This window comes from Shewanella frigidimarina (assembly GCF_003797125.1).
Taxonomy (GTDB): domain Bacteria; phylum Pseudomonadota; class Gammaproteobacteria; order Enterobacterales; family Shewanellaceae; genus Shewanella; species Shewanella frigidimarina.
Window position 1 is genome coordinate 46,360 of the sequence record NZ_RKKE01000008.1, and the last position, 14,167, is coordinate 60,526.

Genomic DNA, 14,167 nt, shown 5'->3' on the forward strand with positions numbered 1-14,167 from the left:
TTCTAATTCTCCACTAAATCTGGGTTGGCTACTTTATACATCACGTAATCATGGTAACCCGTGACTATTTTGTAATAGCCAGTAAGCGCTTTATCTAATTCAGGGTCGCCACTATCCACAATTAATGGTCTACCTTCAAGTGCTTTTAGTTTAGTTTTTGTGGCTAGGATTAAAATATTGTCTTTTTCTAGCTGCCGGATCAGTTCCGGTGACAACTGCTGATTGCCACGACCCAATATATGCCCTTGCCCACCGATTAAGGTAATCACTAATTTGACACTAGAATACCTTTTTTTATCGGCGATAAATGCGAGTAATTGTTGTGCGGTAACATCCTTAGCAATCACGCTTTTATGCTGAATAACATCGACACCAAGCAAAGTATTTTCTAAACCAAGGTCCTCCATTACTGCCGCTACTGTGCTACCTGAACCCATGATATAAAGCTCATCGTCCATCGATTCAATCACATCTGCGGCAATATCGGCCAACACTAATTCATCAACTTCTTTACCACCCATTTTCACTGCTTGTATATATCGTGGCGCAGCAGGAACCATCATTTCACCAAATCGTTTCGCTTTTACAATCCCCTGCCTAAACGCAGTCTCATCAATATCCATGACATCGGCAGACATTAAGCTCACTAACTCACCTTTGAGTAACATACTGACAACTAGCCCTGAAGCGTGAGGGGTTATGCCATAAACACCCGAGTGAATTTTAACACCGGCTGGCACGCCTAACACTGGAAATGAATCATCAACCACGGCATAAATATCACGGGCAGTACCATCACCACCAGCAAACAGTAACAAATCTAATTGATGACCCAGTAAGCATTTCACCGCTTGTTGAGTGTCTATTGCAGTTGTTTCAGTTGAAGTGGTTTCTAACGCGGTATATATATCTTGAGTCGAAAAGCCCATTTGACGACATAAGCTACCGCCCATATCACCAGATGCAGTAATAATATCGATTTGTTTGATGAAAGGTAAAATCACATTCAGAGCTTGTTGCATTCGTATCTGTGCTTTGGGAATAGCCCCTTTTGCAATAGCTTCTACGGCAACACCATCAGAACCTTTTAAAGCAACACTGCCTCCGAGTCCAGCTAATGGATTAATGATTACACCTAAGCGAAAACGTTTCACACTAACTCCTTGCTGATAGCATAACTTCTGTGTCAAAAATGAAAAGTAAATAAATTATCTATTGAACCAATTATGGATTAGTCGCTGGTTGGCCATTAATATTGGGGATAAGCAATACCGCTATCATAGACAAAAATGCACAAGCGGCAGCAAAGACCCACACCCACATAGTGCTACTACCATCACCCCAAATCATGCCACTAATCCACGTGCCTAATGCGCCACCCACACCAAAGCTGACACTGGCATATAGTGCTTGACCAGTACTTCGATGGCTGATGGAAAAATGACGATGAATAAAATGGATTGATGCAGCATGGACTAAACCAAAAGTGAAAGCATGCAATAGTTGGCTGATAACCAATAAGAAAACGTGTTCAACACCAAAAGCCAATAGTAACCAACGAACGGCGGTTAACAGAATGCTCACCACAAGCAATACTCGAATACCATATTGACGAATAAGACGTGATGAATAAAAGAAAATAATAATTTCGGCTAGCACACCCAAAGCAACTAACATTCCAGCGATGGTCTCAGAGTAACCAACCTGCTTTAGATACAATACAAAAAAACCATAAAATGGTCCGACACTCATCTGCAGTAACATTGCAGATAACATAAACCACACTAATGATTTATCAAATGTCAGTTTAGGACGCTCAGCTTTATTGACTACAACACTGCGATTAGCAGGCAGAGGTAATGAGCAAGCAAACAAACCTAAAAACAATACCATTCCCATATAAGGCAACACTTCAGGGCCCCAGTGATCAATCGCTAATCCACCACTTATCACCAAAATAATATAGCCAACACTGCCCCAACTCCGAATGGCACCATAACGTTCTGCTTTATCACCCAAAGTTTCTAACGTAATCACTTCTAACTGAGCAAGAATGGAATTCCAAAAAAAAGTGTATATGGCCAAACTAACCGCAAGGTACATGAAGCTACCATCAAAGAAAAAACTGATGTAGGTAATCGCAGCAGCAAAGGAGCCAAGCTTTATCAATTCTGAACGCATACCGGTGCGATCGGCTACAGCCGCCCATACATTAGGCGCGACAATTCGAGTGGCCATTAAAATAGCCAACAAAAAACCTATCTCTTGGGCATTGAAACCTCGGCTATCAAAGAAAACCCCCAAATAGGGAACCATGATGCCAAGAATAGAAAAGAAAAAGAAATAACAGGCGCTGAGCCAGCGTAAATCTGGTTCAGCGCGTTTCAATGAGGACATTATCGCATTCCGATAACGGGTGTTTGACTAGTAACATCTTGGTTTTGCGCACGATGTCTTAATAAGTGATCCATCAATACAATTGCTAACATCGCTTCGGCAATAGGCACAGCGCGAATACCCACGCAAGGATCATGACGACCTTTGGTGATCATATCGATTGTTTCGCCCTGCACAGTCATACTTTGACCTGGTACGCTAATGCTCGAAGTAGGTTTTAGCGCAATATGGGCCACAACAGGTTGACCAGATGAAATACCACCCAATACACCACCAGCATGATTAGATGCAAAACCTTGTGGTGACATTAAATCACGACCTTCAGAACCTTTTTGAGTAACAACACCAAAGCCATCACCAATTTCAACGCCTTTAACTGCATTGATGCCCATTAACGCATGCGCTATGTCGGCATCAAGACGATCAAATACTGGTTCGCCTAATCCCACCGGAACACCAGTAGCTGCAACAGTAATTTTGGCGCCTATTGAGTCACCAGACTTACGTAAACCACGCATGTACTCATCTAACGCTTCTAGTTTACTCGCATCAGGGAAGAAAAATGCATTTTGCTCAATTTGAGTCAAATCAATAGTATCAGCGCTAATAGGTCCTAACTGAGCAAGGTATCCATGAATTTCAATGCCGTGAACTTGCTTGAGATATTTTTTTGCTACCGCACCAGCGGCAACTCGCATTGCCGTTTCGCGTGCAGACGAGCGCCCGCCGCCACGGTAATCACGCATGCCATACTTTTGTTGGTAGGTATAATCTGCATGACCAGGGCGAAACGTGTCTTTAATATCTGAATAGTCTTGGCTACGTTGATCGGTATTCTCAATCAACAAACCAATAGAGGTGCCTGTGGTTTTACCTTCAAACACTCCTGACAAAATTCTTACCTCATCAGCTTCACGGCGTGCCGTTGTGTAACGTGACGTGCCAGGACGACGTCGGTCTAAATCATGTTGCATATCTTCAACAGTTAACTCCAGTCCAGGAGGACAACCATCAATGATACAACCTAGAGCAACACCATGGCTTTCACCAAATGTTGTAACTACAAAATTTTGACCAATACTATTTCCTGACATGCGCGTTAACTACCTCTGTTAATTATTCACTTCATTGAGTGCGATTCTTGTCGCTATTATTCACTATCTTTATAGATGGCGAAAAGTGATTCATTTTCAACTAGCTGATCACGGGTTAATACAAACACGCCATCACCGCCAAATTCAAAATCAACCCAAGTAAACGGCATATCAGGATATTGCTCAATCAAATGAACCATTGAATTACCAACTTCAACGACCAGTAAACCCGTTTCTGTTAAATAATCAGCTGCATTGGCTAAGATACGCTTGGTTAAATCTAAGCCATCATTGCCAGATGCTAACCCAATAGCAGGTTCGTGATGATACTCTTCAGGCATATCACCAATATCTTGTGCATCTACATATGGAGGGTTAGACACAATTAAATCGTAATGCTGGCCTTTGGGAATCGCCGAGAATAAATCGGATTGCATTGGGAAAACACGATCCAACACGCCCAAAGACTCAATATTAATCTGCGCGACTTCAAGTGCGTCCTCACTAATATCTAATGCGTCAACTTCGGCATCTTCAAACGCATAAGCACAAGCAATGGCAATACAAGCACTGCCAGTACATAAATCCATAATACGATTAACCGGTTTGTTATATAACCATGGGCTAAACTGATTATTGATCATTTCGGCAATCGGCGAACGCGGTACAAGTACGCGTTCATCTACATAAAATTCAAGCCCTGCAAATTTGGCTTTATTGGTCAAATACGGTACCGGTAAACGTTCACGTACACGGCGAATAATCAATTCAACGATTTTATGTTTTTCGCTGCTGGTTAAATTACTTAAAATAACCTGCTGACCGATATCTTCTGGTAAGTGTAGAGCATCAAAAACCAATGCAATGGCTTCGTCCCAAGCATTATCCGTTCCGTGACCATAATAAATATTGGCATCATTAAAACGGCTGACAGCCCAACGTAACATATCAGCTATAGTACGTAACTCAGTGACAGCTTCATCTACAAAGATCTTATCCAAAACACACTCCTTAAAAATTGTTCTGCGCTATTGTAACTGATGTCTATTAAGATGACCTAGAATTCAATACAATACACCCATGAAAGACGATAATTATCCAGACTTATCGCTGTTTAGTGCATTAATCGAAGGTATCAAACCGCTAAGGCAAGATACTCACCACTTTAAACAGCCTGTCAAAGCCAAACAACAGTTCGAAATAAAAGAACAGCAGCTCCATGCTGATAGCTATTTTTCGGATACATATCAGCCGCTTCTGCCGGTAGATGGCCCTATGCGTTGGATTAATACCAGCACAGATAAGCATGAATTAAAGCGCTTAAGACGTGGTGACTATTCTCCTGACCTGTTGCTTGATTTACACGGTATGCGTCAAGCAGAAGCCAAACTTGAATTAGCCGCACTTATCCAAGCATGCGTTAAGCAAAACACGATTTGTTGCTGCGTGATGCACGGCTACGGAATGGGGATTTTAAAACAACAAACACCAATGTGGTTAGCGCAACACCCTAACGTAAAAGCATTTCACCAAGCGCCAAAAGAATGGGGCGGCGATGCAGCGTTATTGGTATTAATTGATATTGGTGAGCTGCCTCACCGACGTTAATTCGAGGAAATAAGCGCGGACAGTAACAAGGTAAGTAATCACTTACCTTTTTATAAACTGGTGTTATTCAACACGCTATTGCTATTACACAACAACTTGATGTGGTGCCGTCATTGCGACAAAACTCGCATTCTGGGTATGTTTGTCTATTTGAGCCACTGCAGAAGTAGCAAACAAAGGAGGCTCAACCCCCGCCACAAGCTCGCTAACCATAAAACCTAAAATAGGCATATGTGCAATAACCAATACCTTATCTGCTTTATATTGATCGGCATAAGCCAACACAACATCTATCGCCATTTTGGCATCACCCGAGGGAGTCACATCATCAAGCACTAACCACTTACGGGGTTCCGATAAATGTTTACTGACTTCTTGCCACGTTTGCTGCGCACGTAAATAAGGACTCACAATCACCAAATCAAAATGGCTGACCTGTTTTGCTAACCAATTGGCCATATAACCAGTTTGAATACGGCCTGTATCAGTTAACTTTCGTTCCCTATCTGACAGTGCATCAAAACTCGCTTCACCATGGCGCATCAAAAATAGCTGCATACTTCTCTCGTGATGTTTTTATTATCATTCTTAACCAATTGTAGCGTTAATCAGCACAACAACAAACCTAGAATTGGGTATATTTAGATAAACTTTAGTCGATAATTGAATAAAACAGGCTAAGGTAATTTGCTAAAAAGTAATAACAAGATCAATATATAACAAGTTATCTTTTCTGGAGTCTCCTCTTGCCTGAATTTCCAGCTGTTTATAAAAGCCAAAATGACCATCGCCAATACCAATATCGAGTGTTGAACAATCAACTTCGAGTGTTATTAGTTGAAGACATGCAATCAAATCAAGCCGCCGCATCGATGGCTGTGAGTGTTGGTCATTTTGACGATCCTGTTGAACGGCCTGGTATGGCGCACTTCCTTGAGCACATGTTATTTTTAGGCACCGAGAAGTATCCAGATTCAGGTGAATACCACGCTTATATTAATCAACATGGTGGCAGTAATAATGCTTGGACAGGCACAGAACAAACTAACTTTTTCTATAGTATTAATGCTGAAGCCTTAGAAGGTTCATTAGACCGATTCAGCCAATTTTTCATTGCCCCAAAGTTTGACTTAGAGCTAGTTGATCGTGAAAGGCAGGCAATCGAATCTGAATTTAGCTTAAAGTTAAAAGATGATATTCGCCGTGTTTACCAGGTTCAAAAAGAAACCGTTAATCCAAAACATCCATTTTCAAAGTTCTCTGTCGGTAACCAAACAACCTTAGCGGGTAAACAAGCAGACATTCGGGATGAATTACTGGCTTTTTATCAACAACATTACAGTGCCAATATCATGACATTGTGTGTTGTCGCCCCACGCCCTATTGCAGAGCTAGACACCATCGTAAAAAAATATTTCTCAGATATTATTAATAGAAATGTAAGTAAACACTATCCTCAAGAAGCAATGATAACGAAGGACCAACGACAAAAGCATATACAAATTGTACCTTTGAAAGATCAAAAGCGAGTCAGTATTTGTTTTTCTCTGCCAGAGATAGATCAATTTTATAAGCGTAAACCACTCACCTTTATCAGCCATTTGCTCGGTAATGAAAGTCCGGGGAGTTTACTGTCCTATTTAAAAGTGCAGGGACTCGCTAATAACTTATCTGCTGGCGGTGGGGTTAATGGTTACAATTTCAAAGATTATTCAATCAGCATACAATTAACCGACAAAGGATTTGCAGAGCTTGATGAAGTGGTAACTTGTGTATTTGAATACATTGAACTGATTAAGCAGCAAGGTGTACAAGCCTGGCGTTACCAAGAGCGAGCCAATTTACTTGACACTGCGTTTCGATTCCAAGAACAAATCAAAACCTTGGATTTAGCGAGTCATCTCAGCATCAACATGCACCATTACGATATTGAAGACATTATTTATGGCGACTATCGCATGGATGAAATGCTTGAAGATGAAACAATACAGCTACTGTCTATGATGTCGACAAGCAATATGCGCTTACTTACAGTAGCAAAAGAATCGCAAGTCGATACTCAGGCTAAATGGTACGACACTCCATATCAAGTGAGATCATTACAACCTCAACAAATAGCAAAATGGTCTTCCGTGACGGTAAGAGATTCACTTCAACTTCCGGAAAGAAATCCGTTTATTGTCGCCAACCCGCAAGCTCGGGCAGACAAAAGCGATACTCCTGTACCCACTATTGTTGCAGAAGGTGAAGGTTACCGTATTTGGCATAAAAAAGATGATGAATTCAATGTTCCTAAAGGACATTTATACTTATCGTTAGACTCAGATCAAGCGAGCTCAACCCCTAGACAAGCAGCATTAACAAGGCTGTACGTTGAAATGCTTATCGATTATCTGACAGAACCAACATACCAAGCAGAGGTTGCTGGCCTTAACTACAATATTTACCCCCACCAAGGCGGCATTACCCTGCATTTAACCGGTTTTACAGGTAACCAAGAAAAACTCCTCACTCTGATTATTAACAAAGCCCGAGAGCGAAACTTTACCGAACAGCGCTTTAACATGATTAAAAATCAGATATTGCGCAGTTGGAATAATGTTGCTCAAGCTAAACCAATATCACAATTATTTACTAGTTTAACGGTGTCGCTGCAAAAAAGAAGTTTTGAGCCAGTAAGAATGGCTGAAGAGCTCACGCTACTAACCCTTGATGATTTGCATAACCATGTCAGCGCATTGTACAAAAAGGTTTACCTCGAAGGTTTGGTATACGGAGATTGGCTGGTTGAAGAAGCGCAACAACTCGGCAAGCGTTTGCAGCATCTATTGTCATTAGTCACTAAACCAAGTGCAGAATCCTCCCGTGAACTTATTAACCTCGATAAAAGAGGTTCATTACTTCGCGAAAAAGCCATTTCCCATCAAGATAGTGCGATTATTGTTTATTATCAATCTCGGATGGCAACACCAGAACGTGTGGCGTTATTTAGTCTATTAAACCATACAATGTCATCTACCTTTTTTCATGAGTTACGCACTAAACAACAATTAGGCTACATGGTTGGGACAGGTTATTTACCGTTAAACCGACATCCTGGGATGATTTTTTATGTGCAGTCCCCTACTACAGGTCCAAGACAACTGCTCGAAGCAATCGACGAATTTATCGCCGACTTTAATTATGCCGTTATGCAAATAACCAATGAACAATGGGAAAGCACTAAGCAAGGTATGATAAGTCAAATTATGGAACACGATACCAACCTAAAAACACGCAGCCAACGTTATTGGGTGAGCCTAGGAAACCGTGATTATGGATTTAATCAACGTGAAATGGTCGTAGCGGAAGTCGAAAAGCTCACCAGAGCTCACTTGATAAAGTTTATGGTGGCTCACATGCGCAGCAGAGATTGTGACCGCTTAGTATTGTTTAACAGTGGTGAACAACATCACAGTCAAACAAGCTTACGTTCAGATAACATGATAGTCGACTTAAAAACCTTCAAACACCAAGCTGATAAATTTCAATTTTAATCAGTATCGACGTTTAAAGGTCTAAATAATATAAAGCTAAATGAATCATAATTTGGTTAACAAAATGTCTCAACCAAAGTTAACAGTACAAGCGACCAAATAAAACTTTGGTATTACATAACTAATTGATTAAAAAATAACTATAAACAAATTTTACAGCGATAATTGTGTAATATTCTACCAATCACACCTTTTTTGTTAACATGCTTTTGACAAAGGCCCCGCTTTCTGAAAAAGTAGACAATTCATGAACTTCTTTGCGGCATCAAAAGAGAATAAGTATAAATCTATGCCTAAAATTTTACTCTTTATCTGTGTTTATTTTATTTTTAGTTTTGGCGCTACAGCCATTGAAGCTGATGACACAGAATCAAATTTCGATTTGTTACTCAATCATACAAATTATGTCGTTGCCGATGGTTTATCCCAAGATACTGTAACAGCTATTGTCGAAGATCATGAAGGTTACGTGTGGATTGGTACCATTAATGGCTTAAATCGTTTTGATGGAAACGAATTTAAGCAATTCTATGCTGTCGATGGCGATCAAAAATCCCTTCCCAGTTCATTCATTCGCAATTTAATAATCAATAAGAATGGTGAACTTCTAATAGGCACTGACAAAGGTCTAGTCACATACGAGCAAGATACTGGTAAATTTATTAAGCATCAGTTATCTAATTTAATTGGTGAGCAAGCCATTTGGGCTATATCAGAGCAGAACAATGAAATATTAATTGGTTTAAAGAATAGAATAATTTCCTATGATACTTCAACAAAAAAAATAGGAACTGATCTCAACAGAAATGAATTTAGTGAAGTAAAAAAAATAATAAAATTAAAAAAATCAATTTTCCTTAGAAATTATGATGGTGATGTTTACGAAGTCAACAATGATATTGTTAGTAAAGTAATAGCGAGAACAAATGACATAACACTCATGAATGACAGTATAGTTGCAGTCACTGATACTGGAGTGTACATAATCAACGGAAATAAAAAGACAATATCAAGCTTAAATATTAAAACTCTCGATTTAACAAACAATTTCAGCTCACCATATAGATTCGGAGTACAGGGAAATATACTTTACCAATTAGAATTGATCAATGAAAAATTAAAAGTAAAAAAAATAGGTACTTTAAATATAAACAAAGAAAGATTAAACAATATTTTTATAACAAAAACTAACAACCATGTATATCTATCAAATTTCATAGATGGATACTTTGATATTTCAAAAAAGAAAAACTATTTAAAAAAAATAAATATTCCAGACAACAATGTCTGGTCAATGGCTAAAATTAAAGAAGGAATATTGGTAGCTGACAACGAAAGCAATTTGAATTTTTATAACAAAAACTTAAAACTAATTAAAAATGAAATTAAAAACTTGAACCATGGCCCAAAATCAATTCTGACTATTGGAGATAACATATTTATTGGGACATCAGATGGTCTAGTATTAAAAAACAATATTACCAAATCAAATAAAAAACTTTTAACTGATATTATATTCAATATTAGAATGTATGATGATATAATTTATGCTTCAACATTTGATGGTAAGATATATAAAATAAAACTCAACGGTGATTTGATTGAGGTACTTGACACCAATACTGGATATCCAATATATGACACTTTAGTCGAAAATGGAACCTTATGGATAGCATCTCAAAATGGATTAATCCAGTATAGGGAGGGTAGTTTTGAAAATATATTTAATCGAGATTTTGTATTTAATCTGACAAAAAACAATGGGAAAATATATTTTGGAACTCGAAACTCTGTATATTCATTAAGTAAAAGAAAAATAACTAAAATAATTGATAGAAAAAAAATAATATACTCTATAACAAGCATAAAAAACACTCTTACTATTGCTTCAAATAGAGAAGTATTAATCTTTGATACAGATAAAGAAAAAACTTACATTTTGAATTCTGAAAATGGTTCATTTAATGATTACAACACCCAATCAACCCTTATAATAAATGATAATGTTATAATCGGAAGTTCAGATGGTTTACTTATGGTAGATCCTCTATCAATTATTTCCATGCTTAATAATGAACCTAGCTACGATCTTAATTTTGAAGAATTCTTACTATTTAACACTCCATTAGAAACCGGAACTAAAAGGTTAAAAAAACCTATTAATTTTATAGATGAAATCTCATTAAAATACTCTGAATATCCTTTCACAATAAAGTTCAACGTCTTAGGTGAAAAAAACAATGATTTTGAATTCTTTTATTACTTAGAAGACCTTGAAAAGACTTGGCTATCAACAAAAGGAAGTAATGCGGTAACTTACACTAATTTATCTTCAGGTGTATATACATTCAGAATTTATGCTCAACACCGTTTATCCTTAACAAAAACTAATGAACGATTTATAAAAATCATAATAACGCCTCCTTGGTGGTTATCAAGTATCGCTATAGCTATTTATACTACGATAGTACTTATAATAATTTCTTTAATTTTCAGATCTGTTATTCGCCGTAGACAAACCCAAAAGCAAATCGCTCAGAGTGAAGAAAGATTAAAGTTGTCATTGTGGGGTAGTGGCGACGAAATGTGGGACTGGGATATTGAAAGTGGCAAAATCTACCGCTCTAATATCTGGGGCTCTTTAGACTTCCCGCAAGACGGTCGCCGTTCCGGTAATCCTGATGAAGAAAGTAATATCCACCCTCTTGATAGAGAGCGAGTGACAAGGGCGTTAAATGATCATTTTAATGCGCTAACCGATCACTTCGAAATTGCTTATCGCGTTAAAGCACGTAATCAACAGTGGGTTTGGATTTTAGACAGAGCCAAGATAGTTGAACGCGATCAAAAAGATGTCCCACTTCGAATGACTGGCACCATTAAAGACATCAATAATATTAAGCAAGCAGAGGAACAATTGCGCTTATTCGCTAGAGCAATTGAAAATATTTCTGAAGGGATGTTTATTCTCAATGAGAAATATCAGTTTGTTGAAGTTAATAATGCCTGTTGCGAACTCGCAGCTTCAACAAAAGAAAAATTTGCTAATGAAATACTCCATTTCAGTCGTTATCCCGCCAGTTATTCTGAACAAATAAGAAACTTGTTAAAGCAGCAAGGTCGTTGGAGCGGTGAAATTGAAGCGAGTAAAGGTAAAGACAGCTATTTCTTAATGGAACTGACCATTGACGCTATATACAATGAACAAGGTGAAACCAGTCATTATGTTGGCGTATTTTCCGATATAACCCGTCGTAAGCAGCAAGAGGAAGAGCTCAGAAAACTCACCAATAATGACTTACTTACTGGTTTACCCAATAGGTCTAGTTTGCAAGTTACACTGAGTAACTTGGTTAAAAAAGATGTTCATCACACCCTAATGGTGCTTGATTTAGATAATTTCAAACGCATTAATGACTCCTTAGGCCATCAAATTGGTGATGACTTATTAATTGGTGTTGCTGAACGTATTAAGTTAGCAATTCCAAAACATGCCAGCTTATACCGTCTAGGCGGTGATGAATTCGCTTTACTCGTCGATCAACACCCTGACATAGGGTCATGTGCAGCCATTGCTACACAAGTAATAAATTGTCTAAAACCAGCTTTCACTCTTAATAATGACTCACTCGTACTCGGTATTAGTATCGGCATTGTGCTTTATCCTGAAGATGAACAAAACGAGCAAGCATTGTTACGCAAAGCGGATATTGCTATGTATCACGCTAAATCTGGTGGTGGTAACCGTTATCAGTTCTATTCAGAGTCATTAAACCAAAATGCTTTACGTCAACTCGAAATAGAAAGCTTAATCAGAGAAGCACTCAAAGACGATTTGTTTGAAGTTTATTACCAACCCAAAATCGACGTTAAGAAAGACCGACTCAACGGAATGGAAGCATTAGTGAGGTTAAATCATCCTAAATTAGGCCTGATTGGACCGAATGAATTTATTCCTCTTGCCGAAGAAAATGGTTTGATCGTTGAAATTGGTGATGTCGTCTTGCGAAAAGCGTGCTTTGCTGCGCAGAAATGGCTCGAACTAGGATTGTTTACAGGCCGTGTAGCTGTCAATTTATCGTCAAGACAATTTGCTCTGCCCGATTTACAGCAACGAATAGAGTCAATTTTACGACTCACAAAATTACCGGCTAAACACTTAGAGCTTGAAATCACTGAAGGGACTGTCATTAAAGATCCCGAACAAGCCATTAAAGTGATGCAACAATTGGCGAAAATGGGCGTCAGCCTTGCTCTTGACGACTTTGGGACAGGTTATTCCTCTTTATCGTATTTAAAACGATTCCCAATTAATTGCTTAAAAATTGATAAAACTTTCGTTGATGACATAGATAAATCTGATCGAGATCTGAAGATGGTCGATTCTATTATTACTATAGCCCACAATATGGGATTGACAGTGGTAGGTGAAGGTGTTGAACAAACTGCACAACTCAATATATTAAAAGCACTTAATTGTGAGGAAATTCAAGGTTATATTTATAGCAAACCGATTAGAGAAGCTGACTTTGAGCTAATGCTTACAGCAGACAAAGTTAAATTTGAAGCATTAAACAGTACCTTAATGAAAAAATAAATATACACCACTTATATTTGGCATGACAAATGCTAATACAAGTCCAGTTGTCAAAATAATATTGTTATTTAACCCTGAACTTGAATTACCAAATATAAGAGAGATAAGAAATGATTAAAGGAATAATTACTGTAGCGGTTTTATCGGCTTTATCTATTGGTAACTATGCAATAGAAGATCCTACCATTACAGAAACAACCAGAGTTCCTGGCGTTAGAGTCCTTGATACCCAAACAGCCAGAGTTCCTGGCGTTAAAGTCCTTGATACCCAAACAGCCAGAGTTCCTGGCGTTAAAGTCCTTGATACCCAAACAGCCAGAGTTCCTGGCGTTAAAGTCCTTGATACCCAAACAGCCAGAGTTCCTGGCGTTAAAGTCCTTGATACCCAAACAGCCAGAGTTCCTGGCGTTAAAGTCCTTGATACCCAAACAGCCAGAGTTCCTGGCGTTAAAGTCCTTGATACCCAAACAGCCAGAGTTCCTGGCGTTAAAGTCCTTGATACCCAAACAGCCAGAGTTCCTGGCGTTAAAGTCCTTGATACCCAAACAGCCAGAGTTCCTGGCGTTAAAGTCCTTGATACCCAAACAGCCAGAGTTCCTGGCGTTAAAGTCCTTGATACCCAAACAGCCAGAGTTCCTGGCGTTAAAGTCCTTGATACCCAAACAGCCAGAGTTCCTGGCGTTAAAGTCCTTGATACCCAAACAGCCAGAGTTCCTGGCGTTAGAGTCTTAGACCCCCAAACAGCTTAAGGAGTACCCTATGTTTACTTCTCTAAAAATAGCACTTGGTTTAGCAAAACCAGTTCGTAAAAAAGTAAAATTGCCTGAAGGTTTAAATCACCTTGAAGTCATCCAAGCTAGAGCTTGGTGGAAGTAATTATTGAGATACTGATGATTAACCATCAGTCATAAAAAAAGGAGCATAAGCTCCTTTTT

At 38.6% G+C, this 14,167-nt stretch carries 9 protein-coding genes; 4 read left to right on the plus strand and 5 right to left on the minus strand.

The window, feature by feature from the left end:
- Nucleotides 1-2 precede the first annotated feature (2 nt).
- The 4 genes from EGC86_RS18575 to prmB all read right to left on the minus strand — a co-directional run bounded on the left by EGC86_RS18575 (nt 3) and on the right by prmB (nt 4,492).
- Nucleotides 3-1,154, minus strand: coding sequence for an ATP-NAD kinase family protein (locus EGC86_RS18575; protein ID WP_123778536.1), 1,152 nt, complete (start codon nt 1,152-1,154; stop codon nt 3-5).
- Between the two features lie 70 nt (nt 1,155-1,224).
- The gene (locus tag EGC86_RS18580; RefSeq protein WP_123778537.1) at nt 1,225-2,397 is read right to left on the minus strand and encodes an MFS transporter; all 1,173 of its coding nucleotides are present in this window, start codon (nt 2,395-2,397) and stop codon (nt 1,225-1,227) included.
- The gene (aroC, locus tag EGC86_RS18585) at nt 2,397-3,491 is read right to left on the minus strand and encodes a chorismate synthase (protein WP_059744462.1); all 1,095 of its coding nucleotides are present in this window, start codon (nt 3,489-3,491) and stop codon (nt 2,397-2,399) included. Before aroC ends, EGC86_RS18580 begins: the two co-directional genes overlap by 1 nt.
- A gap of 56 nt (nt 3,492-3,547) precedes the next feature.
- Entirely contained in the window at nt 3,548-4,492 is a 945-nt protein-coding gene (gene prmB, locus EGC86_RS18590) for a 50S ribosomal protein L3 N(5)-glutamine methyltransferase (RefSeq protein ID WP_123778538.1), read from the minus strand.
- Nucleotides 4,493-4,571: 79 nt separating this feature from the next.
- On the opposite strand from prmB, the gene smrB reads away from it, so the two are divergent.
- Nucleotides 4,572-5,099 (plus strand): endonuclease SmrB, encoded by a 528-nt coding sequence (smrB, locus tag EGC86_RS18595; RefSeq protein ID WP_102037301.1) that lies wholly within the window; start codon nt 4,572-4,574, stop codon nt 5,097-5,099.
- 84 nt (nt 5,100-5,183) lie between these two features.
- On the opposite strand, the gene sixA is transcribed toward smrB, so the two are convergent.
- Nucleotides 5,184-5,657, minus strand: coding sequence for a phosphohistidine phosphatase SixA (sixA, locus tag EGC86_RS18600; RefSeq protein ID WP_011638119.1), 474 nt, complete (start codon nt 5,655-5,657; stop codon nt 5,184-5,186).
- Nucleotides 5,658-5,845: 188 nt separating this feature from the next.
- On the opposite strand from sixA, the gene EGC86_RS18605 reads away from it, so the two are divergent.
- The 3 genes from EGC86_RS18605 (at nt 5,846) to EGC86_RS18615 (ending at nt 13,981) form a co-directional block, all read left to right on the plus strand.
- Complete coding sequence (locus EGC86_RS18605) at nt 5,846-8,635, plus strand: insulinase family protein (protein ID WP_123778539.1); 2,790 nt, start codon at nt 5,846-5,848, stop codon at nt 8,633-8,635.
- 247 nt (nt 8,636-8,882) lie between these two features.
- On the plus strand, nt 8,883-13,232 hold the full coding sequence (locus EGC86_RS18610; protein ID WP_123778540.1) for an EAL domain-containing protein: 4,350 nt from the start codon (nt 8,883-8,885) through the stop codon (nt 13,230-13,232).
- A gap of 110 nt (nt 13,233-13,342) precedes the next feature.
- Nucleotides 13,343-13,981, plus strand: coding sequence for a hypothetical protein (locus EGC86_RS18615; protein ID WP_123778541.1), 639 nt, complete (start codon nt 13,343-13,345; stop codon nt 13,979-13,981).
- The last annotated feature ends 186 nt before the right edge of the window (nt 13,982-14,167 follow it).

What these genes read in the sequence shown, in the direction of transcription:
- EGC86_RS18580 (WP_123778537.1), bottom strand. Translation starts at nt 2,397, where the DNA reads ATGTCCTCATTGAAACGCGCTGAACCAGATTTACGCTGGCTCAGCGCC.
- aroC (WP_059744462.1), bottom strand. Translation starts at nt 3,491, where the DNA reads ATGTCAGGAAATAGTATTGGTCAAAATTTTGTAGTTACAACATTTGGT.
- smrB (WP_102037301.1), top strand. Translation starts at nt 4,572, where the DNA reads ATGAAAGACGATAATTATCCAGACTTATCGCTGTTTAGTGCATTAATC.
- sixA (WP_011638119.1), bottom strand. Translation starts at nt 5,657, where the DNA reads ATGCAGCTATTTTTGATGCGCCATGGTGAAGCGAGTTTTGATGCACTG.
- EGC86_RS18610 (WP_123778540.1), top strand. Translation starts at nt 8,883, where the DNA reads ATGAACTTCTTTGCGGCATCAAAAGAGAATAAGTATAAATCTATGCCT.
- EGC86_RS18615 (WP_123778541.1), top strand. Translation starts at nt 13,343, where the DNA reads ATGATTAAAGGAATAATTACTGTAGCGGTTTTATCGGCTTTATCTATT.